The 24,120-nt window shown below is 59.0% G+C and carries 15 protein-coding genes, 4 tRNA genes and 3 rRNA genes; 13 read left to right on the forward strand and 9 right to left on the reverse strand.

What is annotated here, in order from left to right; translation table 11 throughout:
• The first annotated feature begins 56 nt into the window (after window positions 1-56).
• Window positions 57-1,727 (forward strand): ABC transporter permease, encoded by a 1,671-nt coding sequence (locus tag QO034_RS14170; protein WP_284486198.1) that lies wholly within the window; start codon window positions 57-59, stop codon window positions 1,725-1,727.
• 39 nt (window positions 1,728-1,766) lie between these two features.
• Here QO034_RS14170 and QO034_RS14175 read toward each other — a convergent pair whose 3' ends face one another.
• The 5 genes from QO034_RS14175 to QO034_RS14195 all read right to left on the reverse strand — a co-directional run bounded on the left by QO034_RS14175 (window position 1,767) and on the right by QO034_RS14195 (window position 5,418).
• A complete protein-coding gene (locus QO034_RS14175; protein ID WP_284486199.1) occupies window positions 1,767-2,636 on the reverse strand; it encodes a CobW family GTP-binding protein in 870 nt (289 codons plus the stop codon).
• A gap of 147 nt (window positions 2,637-2,783) precedes the next feature.
• A complete protein-coding gene (locus tag QO034_RS14180) occupies window positions 2,784-3,671 on the reverse strand; it encodes an adenylate/guanylate cyclase domain-containing protein (RefSeq protein ID WP_284486200.1) in 888 nt (295 codons plus the stop codon).
• A 244-nt stretch (window positions 3,672-3,915) separates the two neighbouring features.
• Window positions 3,916-4,932, reverse strand: coding sequence for a Fe(3+) ABC transporter substrate-binding protein (locus QO034_RS14185; protein ID WP_284486201.1), 1,017 nt, complete (start codon window positions 4,930-4,932; stop codon window positions 3,916-3,918).
• A gap of 207 nt (window positions 4,933-5,139) precedes the next feature.
• A complete protein-coding gene (ykgO, locus tag QO034_RS14190) occupies window positions 5,140-5,265 on the reverse strand; it encodes a type B 50S ribosomal protein L36 (protein ID WP_005850168.1) in 126 nt (41 codons plus the stop codon).
• A 78-nt stretch (window positions 5,266-5,343) separates the two neighbouring features.
• A tRNA-Val gene (locus tag QO034_RS14195) sits at window positions 5,344-5,418 on the reverse strand.
• Between the two features lie 148 nt (window positions 5,419-5,566).
• Between QO034_RS14195 and QO034_RS14200 the strand changes: the two genes are divergently transcribed.
• On the forward strand, window positions 5,567-6,427 hold the full coding sequence (locus QO034_RS14200) for an N-formylglutamate amidohydrolase (RefSeq protein WP_284486202.1): 861 nt from the start codon (window positions 5,567-5,569) through the stop codon (window positions 6,425-6,427).
• Between the two features lie 6 nt (window positions 6,428-6,433).
• Here QO034_RS14200 and QO034_RS14205 read toward each other — a convergent pair whose 3' ends face one another.
• A complete protein-coding gene (locus QO034_RS14205) occupies window positions 6,434-7,690 on the reverse strand; it encodes a DNA polymerase IV (protein WP_284486203.1) in 1,257 nt (418 codons plus the stop codon).
• A gap of 106 nt (window positions 7,691-7,796) precedes the next feature.
• On the opposite strand from QO034_RS14205, the gene QO034_RS14210 reads away from it, so the two are divergent.
• The gene (locus tag QO034_RS14210; RefSeq protein WP_284486204.1) at window positions 7,797-8,237 is read left to right on the forward strand and encodes an NUDIX hydrolase; all 441 of its coding nucleotides are present in this window, start codon (window positions 7,797-7,799) and stop codon (window positions 8,235-8,237) included.
• Window positions 8,238-8,388: 151 nt separating this feature from the next.
• Here QO034_RS14210 and pyrF read toward each other — a convergent pair whose 3' ends face one another.
• Window positions 8,389-9,084: an orotidine-5'-phosphate decarboxylase gene (gene pyrF, locus QO034_RS14215; RefSeq protein ID WP_284486205.1), complete on the reverse strand. Its 696-nt coding sequence runs from the start codon at window positions 9,082-9,084 to the stop codon at window positions 8,389-8,391.
• Between the two features lie 211 nt (window positions 9,085-9,295).
• Between pyrF and clpB the strand changes: the two genes are divergently transcribed.
• Entirely contained in the window at window positions 9,296-11,914 is a 2,619-nt protein-coding gene (gene clpB, locus QO034_RS14220) for an ATP-dependent chaperone ClpB (protein ID WP_284486206.1), read from the forward strand.
• A gap of 254 nt (window positions 11,915-12,168) precedes the next feature.
• Here the strand turns inward: clpB and QO034_RS14225 are convergent, their stop codons facing one another.
• A complete protein-coding gene (locus tag QO034_RS14225) occupies window positions 12,169-12,612 on the reverse strand; it encodes a DUF302 domain-containing protein (RefSeq protein WP_284486207.1) in 444 nt (147 codons plus the stop codon).
• A gap of 222 nt (window positions 12,613-12,834) precedes the next feature.
• On the opposite strand from QO034_RS14225, the gene msrP reads away from it, so the two are divergent.
• The 9 genes from msrP (at window position 12,835) to QO034_RS14270 (ending at window position 23,310) form a co-directional block, all read left to right on the forward strand.
• A complete protein-coding gene (gene msrP, locus QO034_RS14230) occupies window positions 12,835-13,734 on the forward strand; it encodes a protein-methionine-sulfoxide reductase catalytic subunit MsrP (protein WP_284486208.1) in 900 nt (299 codons plus the stop codon).
• Between the two features lies 1 nt (window position 13,735).
• Complete coding sequence (gene msrQ / locus QO034_RS14235) at window positions 13,736-14,362, forward strand: protein-methionine-sulfoxide reductase heme-binding subunit MsrQ (RefSeq protein ID WP_284486209.1); 627 nt, start codon at window positions 13,736-13,738, stop codon at window positions 14,360-14,362.
• Window positions 14,363-15,085: 723 nt separating this feature from the next.
• Window positions 15,086-16,551: ribosomal RNA gene (locus tag QO034_RS14240) — 16S ribosomal RNA — on the forward strand.
• A gap of 140 nt (window positions 16,552-16,691) precedes the next feature.
• Window positions 16,692-16,768 (forward strand) — tRNA-Ile (locus QO034_RS14245).
• Between the two features lie 7 nt (window positions 16,769-16,775).
• Window positions 16,776-16,851: transfer RNA gene (locus QO034_RS14250), tRNA-Ala, on the forward strand.
• 367 nt (window positions 16,852-17,218) lie between these two features.
• Window positions 17,219-20,047: ribosomal RNA gene (locus QO034_RS14255) — 23S ribosomal RNA — on the forward strand.
• Between the two features lie 78 nt (window positions 20,048-20,125).
• A 5S ribosomal RNA gene (rrf, locus tag QO034_RS14260) occupies window positions 20,126-20,240 on the forward strand.
• The 16S, 23S and 5S rRNA genes sit together here with 3 tRNA genes alongside, the layout of an rRNA operon.
• A gap of 71 nt (window positions 20,241-20,311) precedes the next feature.
• A tRNA-Met gene (locus QO034_RS14265) sits at window positions 20,312-20,388 on the forward strand.
• 339 nt (window positions 20,389-20,727) lie between these two features.
• A complete protein-coding gene (locus tag QO034_RS14270) occupies window positions 20,728-23,310 on the forward strand; it encodes an NB-ARC domain-containing protein (RefSeq protein WP_284486210.1) in 2,583 nt (860 codons plus the stop codon).
• 458 nt (window positions 23,311-23,768) lie between these two features.
• On the opposite strand, the gene QO034_RS14275 is transcribed toward QO034_RS14270, so the two are convergent.
• Window positions 23,769-24,005, reverse strand: coding sequence for a hypothetical protein (locus tag QO034_RS14275; protein ID WP_284486211.1), 237 nt, complete (start codon window positions 24,003-24,005; stop codon window positions 23,769-23,771).
• Between the last annotated feature and the right edge of the window lie 115 nt (window positions 24,006-24,120).

Genomic DNA, 24,120 nt, shown 5'->3' on the forward strand with positions numbered 1-24,120 from the left:
AGGGATGAACCGCGCGGCGAGGCGCGCGCCCATGTTCAGACCGGGACAAGATCAACGTGGCCGAAACAACCGAATATGCCGCAGATGGCACGCGCCGCCATGGCCCTGGCGGCGCGCGGCTGTTGTCGGTTGTCGCGCAGACGGTGGCGGCGATGTGCCTTATGCCGATGCTGGCGGTGGCGCTTGCTGCCGTGACCGGCGGCACGGAGACGATCAGTCATCTTCTGGACACGGTCTTGCCCAGATACGCCGGAACGACGCTGGCGCTGGTCGCAATGGTGTCCGTCGGCACATTCGCCATCGGTGTCGGGGCGGCGTGGCTGGTGACGATGACGCGGTTCCCCGGCGTCCGCGTGCTGGAAATCGCTCTGGTGCTGCCTCTGGCCTTCCCGGCCTATGTGCTGGCCTACGCCTATACCTATCTTCTGGATCATCCGGGCATCGTGCAGACGACGCTGCGCAACGTGATGGGATGGGGGCCGCGCGACTACTGGTTCCCCGAGATCCGGTCGCTCTGGGGGGCGGCGGCGATGCTGATCCTCGTGCTCTACCCCTATGTCTACCTGCTGGCGCGGGCGGCGTTCCTGCAGCAGAGCAGCGCCGCCTTCCTGGCGGCGCGCGCGCTTGGCAGCAGCCCCTGGGCCGCGTTCTGGAAAGTCAGCCTGCCGATGGCGCGCCCGGCGATTGCCGGGGGCGTGCTGCTCGCGGTGATGGAAACGATCGCCGATTTCGGCACCGTCGCCTATTTCAGCGTGCAGACCTTCGCCACCGGCATCTATACGAGCTGGTTCTCACTGGCGGATCGCGCCGCGGCGGCGCAACTGGCCCTTTGCCTGCTGAGTTTCGCGCTGTTCCTCGCCGTGCTGGAACGGGTGCAGCGGGGGCGGGCGAAGTATCATCAGGCGGGCAAGCGGCACATGACGATGCCGCCCGCGGAGCTGACGGGGTGGCGGGCGGCGATGGCGCTGACGCTTTGCGCGGTTCCGGTTCTCCTGGGGGCCCTACTGCCGGCCATCGTGCTGTTCGACATGGGCCTCGGCGGCGAACAGGATCTGCTGAGCCGCCGCTATACCGGGTTCATCGGCAATTCGGTGACGCTGGCCGGCACCGCTGCGGCGATGACGGTTCTGGCGGCGGTGGCGGTGGGGTTCTACCAGCGCCTCCGGCCCGGACGCCGGTCGATGGTCGCGGGCTATGTCGCCCGGCTGGGCTATGCGGTGCCGGGCGGGGTGATCGCGGTCGGGCTGATGGTTCCCTTCGCGGCGTTTGACAATGCGTTGGATGCGTGGATGCGCGAGACCTTCGACATTTCGACCGGGCTGCTGGTGACGGGGTCGATCTGGCTGCTGGTGCTGGCCTATATGGTGCGCTTCCTCGCGGCGGCTCTTGGCGCCTATGAGGGCGGCCAGAGCACGGTGCATGCGAATATGGACGCGGCATCGCGGTCGCTCGGCGAAAGCCCTCTGGGTACCCTGCGGCGGGTGCATCTGCCGATCCTGACACCGAGCCTGCTGACGGCGTTGCTGATCGTCTTCGTCGATGTGATGAAGGAACTGCCCGCGACCCTGATCATGCGGCCGTTCAACTATGATACGCTTGCAGTGCAGGCCTACCGGTTGGCCAGTGACGAACGGCTGGAGGGCGCGGCGGTGCCGTCGCTCGTGATTGCCGCGGTCGGCCTTCTGCCGGTGATCCTGATTTGCCGTCAGGTGGGGCGACGCTCCTGAATCCGGTTCCGGCCGGACGCTTCCGTCGGCCTGCCGGCGTCACGCGTTGCCGGCCCACCAGTCTTCGATCTGTTCGCGGGTGATGCGGTCGGCGGGGCCCAGGGCGACCAGCGACGTGCGGTCCGTCTGCCTGCGTCGTGCCTGCACATGCTTGCCGACGATGTGAACCTCGTAGCCGCCGTCATCGGTCCGGATGAAACCCTTGAGCCGGTAGAGCCCTTCCGGTCGCGCGGCGAGCATGTCGCCGAGCCCGGCGCGGTCCAGCACCCTGTCGCTGTCGTGCTGCCAGCTCGCATAGGCCGGGTGCGGCGCCACGGATCGGCCGCGCGGCAGCGGCAGGACATCGAACAGGAGGTCGGCCAGCGGCGCTTGCCTGTCGAGCAGGGCCGGAGCGCGGGCGCCAAGCGCCTTCAGGCGGTCGATCAGCGCCGGATCGGCGGTATCGGTCTTGTTCAGCAGCACGAGATCCGCCGCCGCGATCTGTTGCGTCACCTGCGGCGCGACCAGCGGGTCGGCGAGGAGGCCGCCGATATTGTCCGCATCCACCAGCGTGACGATGCCGCCGTATCCCAGATCCGGTTCCGAAATCACCGCGTTTGCGATAGCGGCCGGGTCCGCGATGCCGCTGGCTTCGATGATCAGGTGGTCCGGACGCGGGTCGCGGGCCAGCACGTCATCCAGCGCCATGAACAGATCCGAATCCATCGTGCAGCAGACGCAACCGTTGGTCAGTGCGATGGTTCCATCGCCTTTGGAGCCGATCAGTTCGGCATCGATATTGATCGCCCCGAAATCATTGACGATGACCATCAGCCGAAGCCCGTGATCCTCGGCAAGCAAACGGTTGATCAGCGTCGTCTTTCCCGCGCCGAGATAGCCGCTGATGATGGTTGCGGGAAGAGGGATCATGGCAATGGCTTCCTTCTGCTGGCGCTGCGGAGCCAGACGCCCGCACCGGTGCAGTCCTACCCGACTGGCCGGGTTGTTCAATCGCTTTGGCTTGAAACCTGGCGAAGGCGATTCGGTCTCGGCCTTTCGCGGGGGCGATGCGCGGGATCATTTCGCCGTTTGCAGAAGCGCCAGTTCCTGGATGCGGAAGGAGATTCGGCAGGACTCCGCCAGATGGGTCGCCGGGCCCAGGAAGATGTCGCCGCTGCCGTTCAGAAGCGTCGCCCTGCGATGAAGCGCCACGTCGCGCCCGTTTGCCATGCGGATCGTGCTGCCGGTCGAACTGTGATCGGTGAATTCGAGCTGCCACCGCCGGACCGCCAGCGCGGCATGCTTGCGCGATACCCATGCCTCGTTCAGCACCAGGTCGCAATCCTTCGACCGGCCAAGGGTCAGGGTTTCGCCTTCGCCGATTCGCCAGGTTCGGCCGCCCATGCCGATTTCCGCGAACTCCATCCCGCCCGAGCGGTCCCCGGAGCCTTTGGAAAAGATGACCGTCTGTTCGCTCAGCCCGGCGACGGAACACGAATAGACCCGCGTCGGGGCGGCCTTGCCGCGCAGCTGAAGTTCTCCGATCATCAGAAGCTGGGACTTGGTGTCCGGCGCCAGATCGTCATAGCTCTGGTCGCCGACCAGGATTTCACCGGGTTTGGCCAGCGACGACAGCCGCGCGGCGGTGTTCACGGCGCTGCCGTAGATATCGTTCTCGTGGTTCAGGATCTCGCCGTAATACGTCCCGACGTGAATCGACAGTCCGGCGGGCCAGGGTTCCCTGATCATCGCCAGCCCGGCCTGAAAGGCGGGTTCGGCGTGATCGAAGAAGCTGAGCACATCGTCGCCCTGCGATTTCACGCATTGGCCGCCGTGCGTTTCGACAATGGTGCGCATCCGGGCAAGGACCTTGCTGATCTGTTCCAGCGCCGACCGGTTGCTTTCGTTCTCGTACAGCTGCGTGCTGCCGGTAATGTCGGAAATCAGGACGCAGGCGAAGGGCATCTCGGGCTCGGTTCCTGTTCAAATCGGAGGCAGGCAAACGGTTTCAAAGCGCATGGGATGCCGATGGAAAAGACAAGACCATGACATCCATTCAAACGGCCACATAATGCGGGCACATGGCGGACAGGGGACTCTTACCGTTTTCGGGGCGGCGGAGCAACAGGAAGCGCGGTCGCCGGGGTCTTGCACGTGAAAAGGGCGCGGGAAAACCCGCGCCCGGTCGGTCCGCTGCCGGAGGAAGAGGTTATTTCCAGTTGACCTCGTTGAAGATCCGCTGTGCCGCCGGCAGGTTCTTTGCGACTTCGGACAGGTTCACGTCGTCCGGCTTGAAGAAGCCGAGCGCGGCTATGGCGGGCGACAGGCCGACACCGGGGACGGCCGGGTATTCATCGTTCCCCGCCGAGAAATATTCCTGCGCCTGGTTGCCGGCGAGATATTCCAGGAAAAGGACGGCGTTATCCCGGTTGGGCGCATGGGCGGCAATACCGCCGCCGGACAGGTTCATATGCGCGCCTTCGGCATTCTGGGACGGAAACACCCATCCGATCATGTCGCGGCTTTCCGACAGTCCTTCGACATCCGTGCGCAGGGCGCGGGCGAAATAATAGGTGTTGGCGACGGCGATGTTGCATTCGCCCGACACCAGGCCGCGCAACTGGTCCGTGTCCCCGCCCTGGGGATCGCGGGCCATGTTGTCGACCACGCCCTGCGCCCAGGCCCTGGCCGTGTCCTCGTCCGTGTGGCTGATGATCGAGGCCAGGAGGGTCTGGTTGTAGGTGTTGGAAGACGACCGGATGCAGATTTCGCCCTTGAACCTTGGATCGGCCAGGTCGGCATAGGTCAACGGCGGCGCGGTGATTTCGTCCTTGTCGTAGAAGATGATCCGGGCGCGCTGGGAAAACCCGAACCACTGGTTGTCGTCGTCGCGCAGATAGGACGGAATCCGCGCGGCGAGCACCGCGCTGTCCGTCGGCTGCAGAACGCCGGCATCCTTGGCCCGTTCAAGGCGCGATGTGTCCACGGTCAACAGAATATCGGCCGGGGAGTTCGCACCTTCGGCCTGCATGCGGGCGATCAGCTCGTCGGCGTTCCCTTCGATCCGGTTTATGGTTATCCCGGTCGCTTCCTCGAAATCGGTGTAGAGCCTTTCGTCGGTGTCATAGTGGCGCGACGAGTAAAGGTTCAGTTCCCCTTCGGCGCTGGCTGTGCCCGCCAGGGTGGCGGCCATGGCGGCGGCGATGCAAGTGGATGTTTTCAGCATTGTGAGTCCGATCCTGTCCTGATTTTTCGGATACGCGGATATTTTCCGACTAATTAACTCGGTTAAACGAGTTGCGCGCCCTTGGAAAGTGTTTTTGTCGGGAATTCTGGCGCGGGTGCGGTTTCGTTCTGATCTTGACCGCCGGACACGAAAAAACCGCGCCCGAAGGCGCGGTTCAAGAAATTTCCGATCTGGATCGGTGTCGGCTCAGCCCTGACGGGCTTTGAACCGGCGCTGCGTCTTGTTGATCACGTAGACGCGGCCTTTGCGACGCACAACCCGGCAATCGCGATGCCGGTTCTTGAGCGAGCGGAGCGAGTTCCTGACCTTCATGGTCCTTCTCCTGTTCTGCGGCGCGGGCCAGCGCCTTGTGTTGCGGGTGTTCCGGGCGAATCCGAAACAGTGAATTCATGGTGGGCACTACAAGGTTCGAACTTGTGACCCCTTCGATGTCAACGAAGTGCTCTACCGCTGAGCTAAGCGCCCATGAATACCGATGCCGAACCCTGCCCCAACAAAATGGGGCGCGGAATCCCGCGCCGGTAGCGGGGTCTATAAAAGGAGTCGTCAGGGGGATCAAGGGCTTTTGGCATCCGTGGAAATCAGTCTATGTTGTCGCCATCGAGGAGTTGCGATGTCTCTGTCCGCTTTTGATCTGATTCGGCCGGCACAATTGCTGTCCAGCGTCGTGTTCGCGTCGCCGCATAGCGGCCGGTGCTATCCGCCCGATTTCGTGCGCGACAGCCTGCTGGACGAAACGGCCATCCGGTCCTCCGAAGATGCGTTCGTGGACCAGCTGTTCGCATCGGTGCCGGATGCCGGCGCGCCGCTTCTGACGACCTCGGTTCCGCGGGCTTTCCTGGATCTCAACCGCAGCCCGGACGAACTGGACCCATCGCTGATACTTGGCGCGAGGGGACGGGGGCAGAACCCGCGGGTCGCCTCCGGGCTGGGGGTGATTCCGCGTGTCGTGGCCAACGGCCGTGCGATCTATGCGGGCAAGATGCCGATGAAAGTGGCGCATCACCGGATCGAAACCTACTGGCGCCCCTATCATGCCGCGCTTCAGCGCACGCTGGACGAGGCGCATCGCGCGTTCGGCCATGCGATTCTCATCGATTGTCATTCGATGCCGCATGAAGCGATGGATGGCGTGCCTCGGGCCGGCGGGCGGTGTCCGGAAATCGTTCTGGGCGATCGATTCGGCGCGGCCGCCAGCCGCGAGGTGGTGGACCGGGTCGAGGCGGCGTTTACCGGGGCCGGGTTGGCGGTGACTCGCAACGCGCCCTTCGCCGGAGCCTATGTCACGCAGGCTTATGGCCGCCCGTCGCGCCGCCAGCACGCGGTGCAGGTGGAAATCGACAGGTCGATCTACATGGACGAACGGCGCGTCGAACCGAACGCGCATTTCGACCAGTTCCGGATGCTGATGGGCAAGGTGGCCGCCGAAATCGCCGCCATCGGGTACGACCGGATGCCCCTGGCCGCGGAATAGGCGTCGTCAGCGCAACGCCCGCCCTTTCAGAATCGCGTCCGGTCCGAATCTGCGCCGGATCGCATCCGTGGCGCGTTCGGCATCGCCGCGCCGGGCCGCATCCGGGTCGAGCAGGTCGCCGGACTTGTCGGCTTCGGATTCGGGCAGCAGATCGGACAACCCGCATCCCAGCAGGCGATAGGGTCCCTGATCGCCGACCTGATCCAGCAGCAGGCGCGCGGTGCGATAGATCTTGTCCGCCATCTGCGTCGCGTCCCGAAGCGCCTGGCGGCGGGTGAGGCTGCTGTGGTCGGCGCGTTTCAGTTTCAGCGTCACGACCCGCCCGGCCAGTTGCCTGGCCTTGGCCCGGTCCGACACCTTTTCCGCCATGCGCCAGAGATGGCCGTCCAGCAGGTCGGGGTCGCTGGTATCTTCCGGGAACGTGGTTTCGTTGCTGATGGATTTCATCGGTTCATGCGCGGACACCCGGCGTTTGTCCTCGCCGCGCGCCAGGTGCCACAGCCTGTCGCCCATGCTTCCGAACCGGGCGGCGAGCGCCGACCGGTCCCAGCGCAGCAGGTCCGAGAAGGTCCGGATGCCGGCGGTTTCCAGCGAGGCCTGCGCCGCCGGGCCGATCCCCCAGATCAGCCGGACAGGCTTGTCCCGCAGGAAGGATGCCGTTTCGGACCGGCCGATCACCCAGTATCCGCGCGGCTTGTCCATATCGGACGCCACTTTCGCGAGAAACTTGTTGTGACTGAGCCCGATCGAACCGGTCAGCCCCAGTTCGTTCTTCATCCGCCGCACCAACCGGGCCAGCATCACGGCGGGCGGCGCCCCGTGCAGGCGGGTGGTGCCGGTCAGATCGAGAAAGGCTTCGTCCAGCGACAAGGGTTCTACCGCGGGGGTCAGTTCTTCCATCATGGCGCGGATCGACCGGCTGACCGCGACATAGGTGTCCATGCGGGGCTTGATGATGACCGCGTCGGGACAGAGCTTCAGCGCCTGGAACATCGGCATGGCGGACCGCACGCCGCGAATGCGGGCCACGTAACAGGCGGTGGACACCACGCCACGCCGCCCGCCGCCGATGATGACGGGTTTGTCCGCGAGGTCCGGATTGTCGCGCTTTTCCACGGACGCATAGAAGGCGTCGCAGTCCATATGGGCGATGGCCAGATCGAACAATTCCGGGTGCGACAGAATCCGGGGACTGCCGCATTTCGCGCAGCGGTTCGCCGTCGTATCCGACGGCGTCAGGCAATCGCGGCACAGGGAGGGCATCGGGCAGGGGTATCCGACTTAACGTTCAATGCATATATGTCTGGCACACTACCCGATGACGGACCGCCCGTCAGGGCGAAAAGAAGCAGGAGCATGGTATCGGAACATGGAATTCTCGGGCGCGAAACTGGCCTTGTTCCTGGGCGACGACCTTGTCGTGATACGGCGCGACGACCGTCAGGACATCCCCTGGCCGGACCATTGGGATCTGCCGGGCGGCGGCCGCGAGGGAAATGAGACGCCTCGGGATTGCGCCTTGCGCGAAACCCGCGAAGAGGTCGGGCTGACGGTCGATGCCGACGCCATCACCTGGGCCAACAGCTACCAGCGGCCGCATGGGACGGTCTGGTTCTTCGCGGCGCATCTGCCCTACCGGACGCGCGATCTGATCCGTTTCGGCTCTGAAGGGCAGGGATGGCGGCTGATGACCCCGGATGACTATTGCGATCATCCCAAGGCCGTGCCGCATTTTGCGGAACAACTGCGCCACTATCTGGCGCAAAACGGGTCATCGCGCCCGCTCGACGGAAAGACCCCCCGCTGCTGAGGCGGGGGGAGGTAACGAACCACAGGAAGAAAAGGTTCGTTGGGGAGTATCTCGTGACCTAGCGTCACCCAGAATCGCAATTTTCGGAAGTCCGGAATACCCGACCTGCGAAATACACGTTTAAGATGTGCTTTTGGGGGCACAGGCTGCGCTAGATCGCGGGCAGTTCGTCCAGAATGGCCCGGGCTGCCGCACGGGGATCGGCGGATGTCCAGACCGGCCGTCCGACGACAATATGATCTGCCCCCCCGGAAATGGCTGCGGCCGGCGTCGCGACGCGTTTCTGATCGCCCAGCGCCGCGCCCGCCGGACGGACGCCCGGCGTGACGATCAGCCGGCCTTCCGCCTGCGGCAAGCCGCGGATCAACGCGGCTTCCTGCGGGCTGGCGATGACTCCGTCGGCCCCGGCCTCGAAGGCCCGCGCGGCGCGTTCCAGCACGAGGTCACCGACGGCGCCGGGCTTGATGAGGCTGTCGTCGAGATCCGCGCGGTCAAGCGAGGTCAGGATCGTGACGCCCAGGATCTTCGTGCCTGTTCCGGCGGCGCCTTCCTTGGCGGCGCGCACCACGTGGGGGTCCCCGTGGACCGTCAGGAAATCCATCTCGAACTGCGCCAGCCCGCGCACCGCCGCCTCGACCGTTGCGCCGATGTCAAACAGCTTCATGTCCAGGAATATGCGCTTGCCATGCTCCTGCTTCAGCTCATTGGCAAGTGCCAGGCCGCCGCCCGTGAGCATGCCAAGGCCGATCTTGTAAAAGCTCACCGCGTCGCCGATGCGGGTCGCAAGGTCCATCCCCTGCACGGCATTGGCGACATCGAGTGCGACGATCAGGCGGTCATCGGGCATGGATTGCTCTCCTGGCATGGAATTCGCGCCTGACTATCGGCACAGGGGCGGGTTTGTCCACCACCAACCGGATACCGGAAAATCCGGGAAAAAGAGTCTCGCAAGGGCTTGAACGGCGGCACGAATTCCCCAGATTGAATGCAAGGCCCAAACAGGGGCGTGCTGCTGCGCAGGCGCCCCAGGAACCGGGCGCTTTGAAAAGGAGAGACAGATGGACTTGAACAAGTTCACCGAGCGTGCACGCGGATTCGTGCAGGCGTCACAGACGATTGCGATGCGCGAAGGCCACCAGAGGCTGACGCCGGAACACATTCTCAAGGCATTGATGGACGACGATCAGGGGCTTGCGAGCAACCTGATCACCCGCGCGGGCGGCGATCCGGCGCGCGTGATCGAGGCGGTGAATATCGCCGTTTCCAAGATCCCGCAGGTCAGCGGCGATGCCGGACAGATCTATATGGACAGCACGACAGGCAAGGTTCTGGCTGAAGCGGAGGCGGTCGCGAAGAAGGCGGGCGACAGTTTCGTCACCGTCGAACGGTTGCTGATGGCGCTTTGCATGGTCAAGTCCAAGGCCAAGGACGCCCTGGATGCGGGCGCGGTGACGGCGCAGAAGCTGAACGAGGCGATCAACGATATCCGCAAGGGCCGGACGGCCGACAGCGCGACGGCCGAAGAAGGTTACGACGCGCTCAAGAAATATGCGCGCGATCTGACCGAAGCGGCGCGGGAAGGCAAGATCGACCCGATCATCGGCCGCGACGAGGAAATCCGCCGCGCCATGCAGGTTCTGAGCCGCCGGACCAAGAACAACCCGGTGCTGATCGGTGAACCCGGCGTCGGCAAGACCGCCATCGCCGAAGGCATGGCCCTGCGTATCGTCAACGGTGATGTTCCGGAATCCCTGCGCGACAAGCAGTTGCTGGCGCTTGACATGGGCGCGCTGATCGCCGGGGCGAAGTATCGCGGCGAATTCGAGGAGCGGCTCAAGGCGGTACTGACCGAAGTGACCGAGGCCGCGGGCGAGATCATCCTGTTCATCGACGAGATGCACACCCTCGTGGGCGCGGGCAAGTCGGATGGCGCGATGGATGCGGCGAACCTGATCAAGCCGGCGCTGGCGCGCGGTGAATTGCACTGCATCGGCGCGACGACGCTCGATGAGTATCGCAAGTATGTCGAAAAGGATGCGGCGCTGGCGCGCCGGTTCCAGCCGGTGATGGTGACCGAGCCGACGGTCGAGGACACGATCTCGATCCTGCGCGGCATCAAGGAGAAATACGAACTGCACCACGGGGTGCGGATCTCGGACAGCGCCTTGGTTGCCGCGGCGACCCTGTCGCACCGCTATATCACCGACCGGTTTCTTCCGGACAAGGCGATCGATCTGATGGACGAGGCCGCGAGCCGTCTGCGCATGGAAGTCGACAGCAAGCCCGAAGAGCTGGACCAGCTCGATCGCCAGATCCTCCAGTTGCAGATCGAGGAAGAGGCGCTGAAGCTGGAAGACGACGCGGCGTCCAAGGATCGTCTGGTGACGCTGCAAAAGGATCTGTCGGAATTGCAGCAGCGCAGCGCCGAGATGACGGCGCAGTGGCAGGCCGAACGCGACAAGCTGGCCGGGGCGCGCGACATCAAGGAACAGCTCGATCATGCCCGCGCCGAACTGGATATCGCCAAGCGTCAGGGCAATCTCGCCAAGGCGGGGGAACTGTCCTACGGGGTGATCCCGGAACTCGAAAAGAAACTCGCCGCGGCGGAATCGCAGGAAGACGATGGCGTCATGGTCGAAGAGGCCGTGCGTCCCGAGCAGATCGCCGAGGTGGTGGAACGCTGGACCGGTATTCCGACTTCCAAGATGCTGGAAGGCGAACGCGAAAAGCTGCTGCGGATGGAAGACGACCTGCATCGCCGGGTGATCGGTCAGGACAACGCCGTGCGCGCGGTGTCCAACGCGGTGCGCCGGGCGCGTGCCGGGCTGAACGACGAAGGGCGCCCCCTGGGCAGTTTCCTGTTCCTCGGGCCGACCGGCGTCGGCAAGACCGAACTGACCAAGGCGGTTGCCGAATTCCTGTTCGACGACGACAATGCCATGACCCGCGTCGACATGTCGGAGTTCATGGAAAAGCACAGCGTCGCGCGTCTGATCGGTGCGCCTCCGGGCTATGTCGGGTATGACGAGGGCGGCGTTCTGACCGAAGCGGTGCGGCGCCGGCCCTATCAGGTGATCCTGTTCGACGAGGTCGAGAAGGCGCATCCGGATGTGTTCAACGTCCTGTTGCAGGTGCTGGACGACGGTGTGCTGACCGACGGTCAGGGCCGCACGGTCGACTTCAAGCAGACGCTGATCGTGCTGACCAGCAACCTTGGTGCGCAGGCTCTGAGCCAATTGCCGGACGGCGCCGACGCGTCGGATGCACGGCGGGACGTGATGGATGCGGTGCGGGCGCATTTCCGTCCAGAATTCCTCAACCGTCTGGACGAAACGATCATCTTCGACCGGCTCAACCGGGCGGATATGGACGGGATCGTCGATATCCAGCTGGCGCGGCTCAAGAAGCGTTTGCTGGCGCGCAAGATCACGCTCGACCTGGACGATGCCGCGGAAACCTGGCTGGCTGATGAAGGCTATGACCCGGTGTTCGGGGCCCGTCCGCTGAAGCGCGTCATCCAGCGCGCCCTTCAGAACCCGCTGGCCGAATTGCTGCTGTCGGGCGACGTGAAGGACGGGGACACGATCCCGATCAGCGCCGGTGCCGATGGGCTGATCATCCGCGACCGGGTCGCGTCGCGGAATCGGCCTGCGCCCGAGGATGTTGTGCTTCACTGAAGACTGAAACGAGAAAGGCCCGCCGCATCGCGCGACGGGCCTTTCTTTTCGGCCGGTTGAAACCCGAGGGGCGGGTTGTTTCGGCACGATGACCTTGGCTTCCACAGGGACAGCGCCATTCGGGCCGTAATATCGGCCGCGGTCAGGGGCAGGGCAGCCTTGGGAAAATCGCGCAGCCGCACTTGAAGGCATGCGCCGACGCGCTTGCCGATTTCAAGTGAAGCTCTTGTGTCCGCGGGGATCGGTTCGCGCGTTCAATCCAGCCCGGCGGCGCTGCGGGCGATGGTGTCCAGCAATGCTTCGACTTCTTTCATCGCACCCTCCGGCATCGTTCGATATCCGACCAATGCGGCATCCGGCGCACCGGGAAAGGTGGCGACGAAAATGTCGTAGGGGCAAAAGCGGATGTTCATCGGGTCCGCTTCCATGACCTTGCGGGACAGGGTGGCGGAACAGAAACTGTAGACATCCGCCTTTTCGAACAGGACCACGTCCGATCCGACATCGGCGCGGGTGCGTTCCAGCATGTCGCCCACATGGCTCACGTGGTCGATGACCAATCCCTGGTCCAGAATTGCGCTTTCCAGACCGAACACGACATCGTCGAATCCTTGTTCGGTCTGATATGTGACCATGTCCTGCGCCATGGCGGGTTGCACGACAAGGGCTGCAAGGGCAGCCAGCAACAGATGTTTCATGTTATTCCCTTCGCTTGACCGGAGCCGTCCGGCGGCATGATCAGCTTCGGCATCATTCCTGCGGCGCGCCTTGTGCCATGTCAAATACATACAAGAAGGTGCATGAATGACGCCGCATACCCGGCGCAAGGTTTCAGGTCCGTCGCTGAAATGTGAGTCGAAGTGGTTTGGCGCATCCGGACGGGGGCGCTAGGTCTTGTGAAGTTGAACAAGGAGCGCTTCATGGCCAAACGCTGGAACAATACGCTGACCGAGGCCGATGTGACGCCCTACGCGACCTACCTGAATCGCCGTCAGCTGATGGCGGGGGCCGCGGGACTCGGGTTGACGTCGCTTGCGGGGCCGCTGGCCGCGGGCGATCTGGACCCCAACAGCTGGGAGGAAATCACCTCCTACAACAATTTCTACGAATTCGGCACGAACAAGGGCGACCCCGCCAGATATGCAGGCCGCATGACCACCGAACCCTGGAGCGTGACCATAGACGGTCTTGTCGACCGTCCGGGCACATATGACTTCAGGGACATCATGGCCGCGATGACGGTGGAGGAACGCATCTACCGCCTGCGGTGCGTCGAGGCCTGGTCGATGGTGGTGCCGTGGAACGGGTTCGAACTGGCCGACCTGCTGGCGATGGCGGGCGTTCAGGACGGCGCGCGCTATGTGGCCTTTGAAACTCTTTTGCGCCCGGACGAGATGCCGGGCGTCAGCCGTCCGGTGATCGAATGGCCCTATGTCGAGGGGCTGCGGCTGGACGAGGCGCTGCACCCGCTGACCATCATGGCCACGGGGCTCTACGGCAAGCCGATCCCGAACCAGAACGGCGCGCCCATCCGGCTGGTGGTGCCTTGGAAATACGGATTCAAGTCGATCAAGTCCGTCGTGCGGATTTCATTGGTCAAGGACCAGCCGCCGACGAGCTGGAACAAATACAGCGCCCGCGAATACGGATTCTACAGTAATGTGAACCCGCATGTGGATCATCCCCGCTGGAGCCAGGCTTCGGAACGTCGGATCGGGGGCGGGCTGCTGGCGCGGCGCGAACCGACATTGATGTTCAATGGCTACGAAGCGGAGGTGGCCGCGCTTTATGAAGGAATGGACCTCGCCAAGTATCACTAGGATGTCCGCAGATCGCATCAATGGACTGCTGCGCCGCGTGCCGGTCTGGACCGTTTATGCGATTGGCGCGCTGCCGCCGCCCATACTCTTATATATGGGCGCTGCCGGAGATCTGGGCGTCGAACCGATCAAGGCGCTCGAACAGGAACTGGGGGAACTGGCGCTGAAGCTGCTGATCCTGGGTCTGGCCGTCACGCCGATGCGCCGGCATCTCGGACTGAACCTGATGCGATTCCGCCGCGCGATCGGATTGCTCACCTTCTATTACGTCCTCTGCCATCTCCTGGTTTGGCTGATACTGGACATACAGACGCTCGACCGGATCTGGGCCGATATCGTCAAGCGTCCGTATATCACCATCGGTATGGCGGCCTTTCTCCTGATGATTCCCCTGGCCGCGACGTCGAACAACCGGTCGGTTCGGGTTCTGGGGCCGGCATGGCGAAAGCTGCACAGGGCCATCTATGGAATCGCGATTCTTGCCGCGCTGCACTTCCTGATGCTGACGAAAGGGTTCCAGATCGAACCGCTGGCCTATCTGGCGGCGATTCTGCTGCTGCTGGCGCTGCGGTCGCCGCTTTTCCGGAGCAGGGAACCCGCCAAGCAGGCCATGAAGGAATCGGTTTGACCGGAATCAACACCGGAGAGAGCGATTCAAACCCCGATACGGCGACCCGAGTCGGCGGAATCCGCCGGGAATCTCCGTCCGACTCGCGGTGAATCGCGGCCTGCTTGGGGATAGGTCTGTGGATAACGCAATATCTGGTGTTCTTGAGCGATCCGAGTCGCCGTCGAGTCGCCAAAATCGGCAGCCCTGGGCGAGAGACTTTGGCGAAATCGAAAAAATGTGGATAGGTAAGTCATTGAAAATAAACGCATAAGAAAGAAATCGCAAAAAAAACGACGTTTTTGTAAAAAAGGGCTTGCGGGTCCACCGCACTAACCGTAGAACCCCCCTCACCGGCGGCGCAGAGATGCACCAACGGGGCGCCAGACGGGCGGGACACACCGGAAACGGAACGGACCGAAACGAGACGCAACGATAAATCAGAGGTAAACGAGGCGGGGCGCGCCAGAAAAGATAGGGCGCATCTCAGTCACTTTTGTCTCTACGCTCTTTGAAATTGATAGTATCTGAAGAGATATGTGGGCGGTTTGGTTCATTCGATGGATCAACCTTCTGTATATCGCGCTAGTAGGGGCAACCCGATGATCTAGTGTCAGCTTCACTGTTTGGACGGCTTTGCGTTACTTCGGTAACCTGAAGCACAACAAACAGAAACTGCCCCGGCTGAACACCGGGGCGATGTGCAGAGGTTCGAACGTCAAGGATAAGCTGGCAACAGCTTTTCAACTTGAGAGTTTGATCCTGGCTCAGAACGAACGCTGGCGGCAGGCCTAACACATGCAAGTCGAGCGCGCCCTTCGGGGTGAGCGGCGGACGGGTTAGTAACGCGTGGGAACATACCCTTCTCTAAGGAATAGTCTCGGGAAACTGAGGGTAATACCTTATACGCCCTTCGGGGGAAAGATTTATCGGAGATGGATTGGCCCGCGTTAGATTAGATAGTTGGTGGGGTAACGGCCTACCAAGTCTACGATCTATAGTTGATTTGAGAGGATGATCAGCAACACTGGGACTGAGACACGGCCCAGACTCCTACGGGAGGCAGCAGTGGGGAATCTTAGACAATGGGCGCAAGCCTGATCTAGCCATGCCGCGTGAGTGATGAAGGCCTTAGGGTCGTAAAGCTCTTTCGCCAGGGATGATAATGACAGTACCTGGTAAAGAAACCCCGGCTAACTCCGTGCCAGCAGCCGCGGTAATACGGAGGGGGTTAGCGTTGTTCGGAATTACTGGGCGTAAAGCGCGCGTAGGCGGATCAGAAAGTTGGGGGTGAAATCCCGGGGCTCAACCCCGGAACTGCCTCCAAAACTCCTGGTCTTGAGTTCGAGAGAGGTGAGTGGAATTCCGAGTGTAGAGGTGAAATTCGTAGATATTCGGAGGAACACCAGTGGCGAAGGCGGCTCACTGGCTCGATACTGACGCTGAGGTGCGAAAGTGTGGGGAGCAAACAGGATTAGATACCCTGGTAGTCCACACCGTAAACGATGAATGCCAGACGTCGGGCAGTATACTGTTCGGTGTCACACCTAACGGATTAAGCATTCCGCCTGGGGAGTACGGTCGCAAGATTAAAACTCAAAGGAATTGACGGGGGCCCGCACAAGCGGTGGAGCATGTGGTTTAATTCGAAGCAACGCGCAGAACCTTACCAACCCTTGACATCCTAGGACCGCCAGAGAGATCTGGTTTTCACTTCGGTGACCTAGTGACAGGTGCTGCATGGCTGTCGTCAGCTCGTGTCGTGAGATGTTCGGTTAAGTCCGGCAACGAGCGCAACCCACATCTTTAGTTGCCAGCAGTTCGGCTGGGCACTCTAAAGAAACTGCCCGTGATAAGCGGGAGGAAGGTGTGGATGACGTCAAGTCCTCATGGCCCTTACGGGTTGGGCTACACACGTGCTACAATGGTAGTGACAATGGGTTAATCCCAAAAAGCTATCTCAGTTCGGATTGGGGTCTGCAACTCGACCCCATGAAGTCGGAATCGCTAGTAATCGCGTAACAGCATGACGCGGTGAATACGTTCCCGGGCCTTGTACACACCGCCCGTCACACCATGGGAGTTGGGTTCACCCGAAGGCCGTGCGCCAACCTCTTCGGAGGAGGCAGCGGACCACGGTGAGCTCAGCGACTGGGGTGAAGTCGTAACAAGGTAGCCGTAGGGGAACCTGCGGCTGGATCACCTCCTTTCTAAGGATGATCCTAGTCAGACAAGCTTGCTTGTCTCGTGGATCACTTAGCAGAAGATCGGCAAACAAAGCCGGTCAACATCGGACCGGACCGTCCTCATATCTCTTCAGAAAGTAATCACAGACCTACCGGTCTGTCTTGGGTCGGTAGCTCAGGTGGTTAGAGCGCACGCCTGATAAGCGTGAGGTCGGAGGTTCAAGTCCTCCTCGACCCACCACAATTTTGGGGCCTTAGCTCAGCTGGGAGAGCGCCTGATTTGCATTCAGGAGGTCAGGAGTTCGATCCTCCTAGGCTCCACCATAATCGCGCATCGATTTGACCGTTAAGCACTGTTTGAGTGTTTAACCGTCCAATCGGACGAATTGACATCGTATAGAGAGATACAAATATCAACACTGTTTGATCGCCACGAGTAGGTGGATGATCTCAGTTTGGTGCCCTTCGGGGCGAGCGTGTGTGACGGTTGTTTCCTCGACCAATCATGCGTCTGCCGGCTGAAACGAACAGAGTTGTCCAAGTCAAGTACACTAACCCGGGCGGTCGCAAGATCGTCCAATGTCTGGCGCAAGCCAGGCGGGAAAGTATGCTTTTGGTTCAGAATAAGGATCGCAGTTTCTTACCAGCTTCTGCGGTCGCGATTGACGCAAGTCTTTCTTTTTCTGGATCAAATCAAGCGCGAAAAGGGCGTTTGGTGAATGCCTTGGCAGTAAGAGGCGATGAAAGACGTGATACTCTGCGATAAGCCATGGGGAGCTGAGAATAAGCTTTGATCCATGGATTTCTGAATGGGGCAACCCACCTGATACTTTGTTATTATTGCGCTCCGGCGCAGCTAATAATGAGGTAAACCAGGTATTTATGACCTGAATACATAGGGTTATAAAGGCAAACCCGGGGAACTGAAACATCTAAGTACCCGGAGGAAAGGAAATCAATTGATACTCCCCTAGTAGCGGCGAGCGAACGGGGACCAGCCGAGCCATGAATGTGAATAGAATGCGTTGGAAAGCGCAGCCATAGTGGGTGACAGCCCCGTATATGAAGCACGATTGGACGTATTAAGTAGGGCGGAACACGTGAAATTCTGTCTGAAGATCGGAGGACCACCTTCGAAGGCTAAGTACTCCTTACTGACCGATAGCGAACCAGTACCGTGAGGGAAAGGTGAAAAGCACCCCGACGAGGGGAGTGAAACAGTACCTGAAACCGAACGCCTACAATCAGTTGGAGGGGCCTTGCGCCCTGACAGCGTACCTTTTGTATAATGGGTCATCGACTTGGTCTCACGTGCAAGCTTAAGCCGTTAGGTGTAGGCGCAGCGAAAGCGAGTCTTAATAGGGCGTCGAGTTCGTGGGATCAGACCCGAAACCGAGTGATCTAGGCATGACCAGGCTGAAGGTAAGGTAACACTTACTGGAGGGCCGAACCCACACCTGTTGAAAAAGGTCGGGATGAGTTGTGCCTAGGGGTGAAAGGCCAATCAAACTCGGAGATAGCTGGTTCTCTGCGAAATCTATTTAGGTAGAGCGTCATCCGAATACCCTCGGGGGTAGAGCACTGGATGGGTAATGGGGCCCCACAGGCTTACTGATCCTAACCAAACTCCGAATACCGAGGAGTACTAGATGGCAGACACACTGCGGATGCTAACGTCCGTAGTGAAGAGGGAAACAACCCTGACCTCCAGCTAAGGCCCCTAATTCATGGCTAAGTGGGAAAGCAGGTGGGACGACCAAAACAACCAGGAGGTTGGCTTAGAAGCAGCCATCCTTTAAAGATAGCGTAACAGCTCACTGGTCTAATCAAGTTGTCCTGCGGCGAAGATGTAACGGGGCTCAAGCCATGAGCCGAAGCTGAGGATGCCGTAAGGCATGGTAGCAGAGCGTAGTGTGACATAGTTCCATGTGTCTTTACCTTCTTCGGAAGGATTGGACACAAGGAGCTTTCTGTGAAGCCGGCGCGTGAGCGATCCGGTGGAGAGATCACTAGCGAGAATGATGACATGAGTAGCGACAAAGAGTGTGAGAGACACTCTCGCCGAAAGTCCAAGGGTTCCTGCTTAAAGCTAATCTGAGCAGGGTAAGCCGACCCCTAAGGCGAGGCCGAAAGGCGTAGTCGATGGGAACCAGGTTAATATTCCTGGGCCAGGAGGATGTGACGGATCATGAAGGTTGTTCACCCTTATCGGATTGGGTGGGCCGCTGATTGGTTCCTGGAAATAGCCCTCCATGAGATCGTACCCTAAACCGACACAGGTGGACTGGTAGAGAATACCAAGGCGCTTGAGAGAACGATGTTGAAGGAACTCGGCAAAATACCTCCGTAAGTTCGCGAGAAGGAGGCCCAGTTTCTACGCAAGTATTGGCTGGGGGCACAAACCAGGGGGTGGCGACTGTTTATTAAAAACACAGGGCTCTGCGAAGTCGCAAGACGACGTATAGGGTCTGACGCCTGCCCGGTGCCTGAAGGTTAAAAGGAGGGGTGAGAGCTCTGAATTGAAGCCCAGGTAAACGGCGGCCGTAACTATAACGGTCCTAAGGTAGCGAAATTCCTTGTCGGGTAAGTTCCGACCTGCACGAATGGCGTAACGACTTCCCCGCTGTCTCCAACATCGACTCAGCGAAATTGAATTACCTGTCAAGATGCAGGTTTCCCGCGGTTAGACGGAAAGACCCCGTGCACCTTTACTACAGCTTCGCACTGGCATCAGGATTGTGATGTGCAGGATAGGTGGTAGGCTTTGAATCAGGAACGCCAGTTTCTGTGGAGCCACCCTTGAGATACCACCCTTCGCACTCTTGATGTCTAACCGCGGTCCGTTATCCGGATCCGGGACCCTGCGTGGCGGGTAGTTTGACTGGGGCGGTCGCCTCCTAAAGCGTAACGGAGGCGCGCGAAGGTTGGCTCAGAGCGGTCGGAAATCGCTCGTTGAGTGCAATGGCAGAAGCCAGCCTGACTGCGAGACTGACAAGTCGAGCAGAGTCGAAAGACGGCCATAGTGATCCGGTGGTCCCAAGTGGGAGGGCCATCGCTCAACGGATAAAAGGTACGCCGGGGATAACAGGCTGATACTGCCCAAGAGTCCATATCGACGGCAGTGTTTGGCACCTCGATGTCGGCTCATCTCATCCTGGGGCTGGAGCAGGTCCCAAGGGTACGGCTGTTCGCCGTTTAAAGAGGTACGTGAGCTGGGTTTAGAACGTCGTGAGACAGTTCGGTCCCTATCTGCCGTGGGTGTAGGATACTTGAGAGGAGTTGCCCCTAGTACGAGAGGACCGGGGTGAACGATCCACTGGTGGACCTGTTGTTGCGCCAGCAGCAGTGCAGGGTAGCTATGATCGGACAGGATAACCGCTGAAGGCATCTAAGCGGGAAGCCCCCCTCAAAACAAGGTATCCCTGAGAGCCGTGGTAGACCACCACGTCGATAGGCCAGAGATGTAAGTGCAGCAATGCATTCAGTTGACTGGTACTAATTGCTCGATAGGCTTGATTTGATCCAGTAGAAGACAGACTTCTACGATCAGAAGCATACACATAGCGTGTACGACCTGGAATTCAGAGGATTTTTTCGGTTTGGTGGTCATAGCGCAAGCAAAACACCCGGTCCCATCCCGAACCCGGCAGTTAAGTGCTGTAGCGCCAATGGTACTGCGTCTTAAGACGTGGGAGAGTAGGTCACTGCCAAACCTAAAAAATCCTCTGTCGTATCTCTCTTTCGATGCTCCCTGATTTGTGATCGATCTGGGACGCGCAATTGGCGCGGGATGGAGCAGCCCGGTAGCTCGTCAGGCTCATAACCTGAAGGTCGTAGGTTCAAATCCTACTCCCGCAACCAAAATAATCACATAATTACAATACGATACGCGCCACCTTCGGGTGGCTGTTTGTGTTTGCGGTTCGGGCGGTGCTACGCTGGTGCTACGCTGTAAGTGCTGAAAACAGTCCGCGCGTCGAATCGCTAAGGCAGCCAGGTCAACAAGGTTGGTTGGGCGGGGAACTGCCGTTCGCTGCATGTGCGGGGCAGAGTTACCCGAAAGGATAAAGCAGACTTTCCTATTGCCCTTCCGGCAAGACGCTGACACCTTCAACAAACCGCCACGCTTTGCGACGGTGTGTCTAGATCATTCACCCCGAAGGAAGTATTTTGCCGAAGCTTGTACAAATAGACCGTATAATGGAACGAGTTGAGCGCAATGGTGATGAATCCGATGTAACTCGTTTTTGGGAACTGACTTATGCTGCAGAATTCCTTACAAAGTTGGTCGCAGCTACGCTGGTTGCAGCCATTGATAGTTCAAAAGATCGCCATCAGTACTCTCTTGAACATAGACTGGTACGGGCCGATGGGATTGGCGATTGGGTACAAGCCCTGGAACAGTGCCTTACTGGGCCTGCTTCAGCCAGTTTAAACCCAAATGCCCGCGATTTGAGAACTCAGGTCTCCCAGCGTGAAAAAGGCGGAGGATGGCGGCGTTCAGCGATCTTGGACATGCAAGAAGTCCTGAGGACCGCGTACGACCCATCTCTCAATGTGAAAGAACAACCATCGCTTCGTCTTTGGTTTAATCTTTTTGTTCAACTTCGCAACAAGGCGAAAGGTCACGGTGCGCCAACCCCCGCAAAGATCAGTGCCTGTGTAGAAAAACTTGAAGCCTCTGTACGAGCGGTTATGGAAAATTCACCAGTGGCTGACTTGGAATGGTGCTATTTGCACAGAAATATTTCAGGGAAGTACCGAGTCAAACCTCTTTCCACGGATACACCTTCCTTCGAATCATTGAAGACAAAAGACGCTCTCTCGTTTCCAAACCTTTCTAGTGGGGTTTACATATGGCTGGGTGCCCCTCGCCGCGTGAATCTGCTTTACTCTGACCAAGACTGCTCAGATTTTCTTTTTCCAAATGGGGATTTCAAAAAAGATACATTTGAACTGCATTCGCTCCTTTCTGACGATCGAAAGAGGAACAGCTCTTCAGATTATCAACTGCCGCCGTCCGCTCAACCAGACAGCGAAACAAAAGGTTCAGCCAATTTAGATACACTTGGAAATGTATTCACAAACATCCCGATTCGTGAAAGCACTTACATTGACCGTCCAACCCTCGAGAAAGAAGTTCTTGATCTAGTCTCGAATGATCGACACCCAATTGTTACCTTGGTCGGCCGAGGTGGAATAGGGAAAACCTCACTCGCGCTTCAAGTTCTCCACTCTCTCGCTTTTCAAAGCCGCTATGAATTGATCGTTTGGTTTAGCTCGAGAGACATTGACTTGATCCAAAGCGGCGCAAAACAAGTTCGACCCAACATACTGACAGACCGCGATACAGCGGAATTCTTCAGGGAGCTTGTGGGATGGCCTAAGATCGATGAAGCCAACAAAAAAATTGACGTAGTTAGTTTTATGTCAAAGCAGCTTTCTGAGTGTGACTATGGCCCAACACTTTTTGTATTTGATAACTTTGAGACACTCCAAAACCCACAAGATTTCTACGCATGGTTAGATTTGAATATTAGGTTGCCAAACAAGATCCTGATCACATCTCGTTTTAGAGACTTCAAAGGCGACTTTCCGGTTGAAATTTCTGGTATGGGCGACAGCGAGGCGCGGCAACTAGTTTTAGCATATTCCCGCAAACTGGGGATAAAAGATAAAGTTGTCGAATCTGATATCGAAACTATTTTATCCGAAGCGGAGGGGCATCCATACATTATTAAGATTCTTCTTGGCGAGATTGCTGATAGAGGGGCTTTCTCAAAGCCGTCGAAACTACTTGCAAAACGGGATGATATTCTAAATGCGCTTTTTGAACGAACTTTCAGTTCACTTTCTCCTTTGGCGGCAAGGATTTTTCTCACGCTTTCAGCTTGGAAGTCCTCCGTGCCACAGTTGGTGGTAGAGGCATCGTTGCTCCGACATGCCCATGATGGCATTGACCCTGAAAACGCTATTGATGAACTAGTTCGCATGTCACTTATCGAGCGGAGCAAAGATGACGAGGGTATTGACCAATTGGGAGTTCCGCTTTCAGCCGCCATCTTTGGTCGAGAGAAACTTCAAGTAGCCTCCTCAAGATCGCTAATTATGGAAGATGTCAGATTTCTGCAATCACTCGGCGCTGCTGACAGAAAAACCGACTCTCGTTCTCTTCTACCTCGATTGCAGCGACTTTTCGAAGATTCGGCCAAAAGAATTGAGTCTGGAAGTACTACGCTGGGCAACATGAGGCCAGTGCTGGAATTTGTGGCTCGAGGTTACCCTAGGGCTTGGTTGTTGCTCGCGAGGCTTGAGCGCGACACGGGTGAAAGTGGTTGGGAGAAAATATCGATTGGTTACTATAGCCGCTACCTTCAGGTGGAGCCAAAAGGAGAAGAGGCTGAGTATGCTTGGAATGAAATTCTCTTGTTGTATCAGCAAACGGGAGACGAAGTGGCAGAAGTTGAAGCGTTTCTCAGCATGTCAGAAATATCAAAGCCACCGCTTGGTACTCTTTCCTCAATGGCCAACCGCCTAAATAGCAGTTCGAAATTGCGCCAAGACTTGGCCCCCGATGAGCGCGCGGCGGTTCTCTTAAGGTTAGCTAGCTTGATCGAACCTTATCGTGAAGAGGCGACAGCGACTGATCTTTCCCGCTTAGGTTGGTTATATCTCAACAGTGGAGAGGTGAAGCAGGCTAAGGCAACCGCTAGTATTGGGTTAGAAAAAGATCCAGAAAACACCTATTGCAAGAAAATTATGGATCGGTTGGCCGATCAGTAAGCACAATGAAGATGTAATCCTCCCGAAATTTGGCAGTGTCAGAAAGTAGAGTTTTCTCGAAGACGGACGATAGGGTTTTTTTGAAGAAGTCGAAATGCTGCCACGCGCAGATCATGAGTATCTTGAGGCAGATCGAATGTTGCGTCTCGGTTGCAGGGCTGTGCTTTGAAAATGGCATTAACCGCGCGAGACTCAATAAATGGCGCGGTTCAGATGGCTGCAATGAACTGCAGACCGGGAGTTTATCATGCCCTACATTTCGCACCCGCAGCGAATGTCTCGTCGGACGCGCTGCATTGCAACATCGCCCGCCAGTGGTCAAAGGCATTAAGGGCCGCAACCAACGCGCCTTACCACTTTGGAACTCTGAATTTGATCGTCAGCATCGTCAGCATCGTCAGCGGGTAAGGTCCAGCTGGGCTTGGTTTGCTGACGGCACTGACGATGCTGACGATCAATTATTGCGTTTCCATCCTTATGATGCGTTCTCCGGCGCGGCCTTGGCGGTCGAAGGATATCGACACACCCATGCGGCGCAGCGGGGGCGTCACCCGCCGAATGGCGGAGGACAGCTTGTTGACCTGACGGGGGAAGCTGGCGGGGTCGTCGGTCAGGTGGGGGTAGCGGTTGCGCAGGGTGGCGTTCAGGTCGGTGACGGTGCCTTTCCAGCGCTTTTCCTCGGCCAGCAGTGTCAATCGGCATTGAACTTTGACCCCTTATCGGCGTCCAATATTGACCCCCTTTTGCTGAGCAGGCCCGGCGCTGCGTAGCCCTCACATAGCGCAGCGGCGGCGGGCCTGCGGGGTTTCG

This window comes from Sedimentitalea xiamensis (genome assembly GCF_030164465.1).
GTDB classification, from domain to species: domain Bacteria; phylum Pseudomonadota; class Alphaproteobacteria; order Rhodobacterales; family Rhodobacteraceae; genus Sedimentitalea; species Sedimentitalea xiamensis.

What these genes read in the sequence shown, in the direction of transcription:
- QO034_RS14175 (WP_284486199.1), bottom strand. Translation starts at nt 2,636, where the DNA reads ATGATCCCTCTTCCCGCAACCATCATCAGCGGCTATCTCGGCGCGGGA.
- QO034_RS14180 (WP_284486200.1), bottom strand. Translation starts at nt 3,671, where the DNA reads ATGCCCTTCGCCTGCGTCCTGATTTCCGACATTACCGGCAGCACGCAG.
- QO034_RS14185 (WP_284486201.1), bottom strand. Translation starts at nt 4,932, where the DNA reads ATGCTGAAAACATCCACTTGCATCGCCGCCGCCATGGCCGCCACCCTG.
- ykgO (WP_005850168.1), bottom strand. Translation starts at nt 5,265, where the DNA reads ATGAAGGTCAGGAACTCGCTCCGCTCGCTCAAGAACCGGCATCGCGAT.
- QO034_RS14200 (WP_284486202.1), top strand. Translation starts at nt 5,567, where the DNA reads ATGTCTCTGTCCGCTTTTGATCTGATTCGGCCGGCACAATTGCTGTCC.
- QO034_RS14205 (WP_284486203.1), bottom strand. Translation starts at nt 7,690, where the DNA reads ATGCCCTCCCTGTGCCGCGATTGCCTGACGCCGTCGGATACGACGGCG.
- QO034_RS14210 (WP_284486204.1), top strand. Translation starts at nt 7,797, where the DNA reads ATGGAATTCTCGGGCGCGAAACTGGCCTTGTTCCTGGGCGACGACCTT.
- pyrF (WP_284486205.1), bottom strand. Translation starts at nt 9,084, where the DNA reads ATGCCCGATGACCGCCTGATCGTCGCACTCGATGTCGCCAATGCCGTG.
- clpB (WP_284486206.1), top strand. Translation starts at nt 9,296, where the DNA reads ATGGACTTGAACAAGTTCACCGAGCGTGCACGCGGATTCGTGCAGGCG.
- QO034_RS14225 (WP_284486207.1), bottom strand. Translation starts at nt 12,612, where the DNA reads ATGAAACATCTGTTGCTGGCTGCCCTTGCAGCCCTTGTCGTGCAACCC.
- msrP (WP_284486208.1), top strand. Translation starts at nt 12,835, where the DNA reads ATGGCCAAACGCTGGAACAATACGCTGACCGAGGCCGATGTGACGCCC.
- msrQ (WP_284486209.1), top strand. Translation starts at nt 13,736, where the DNA reads ATGTCCGCAGATCGCATCAATGGACTGCTGCGCCGCGTGCCGGTCTGG.
- QO034_RS14270 (WP_284486210.1), top strand. Translation starts at nt 20,728, where the DNA reads ATGGAACGAGTTGAGCGCAATGGTGATGAATCCGATGTAACTCGTTTT.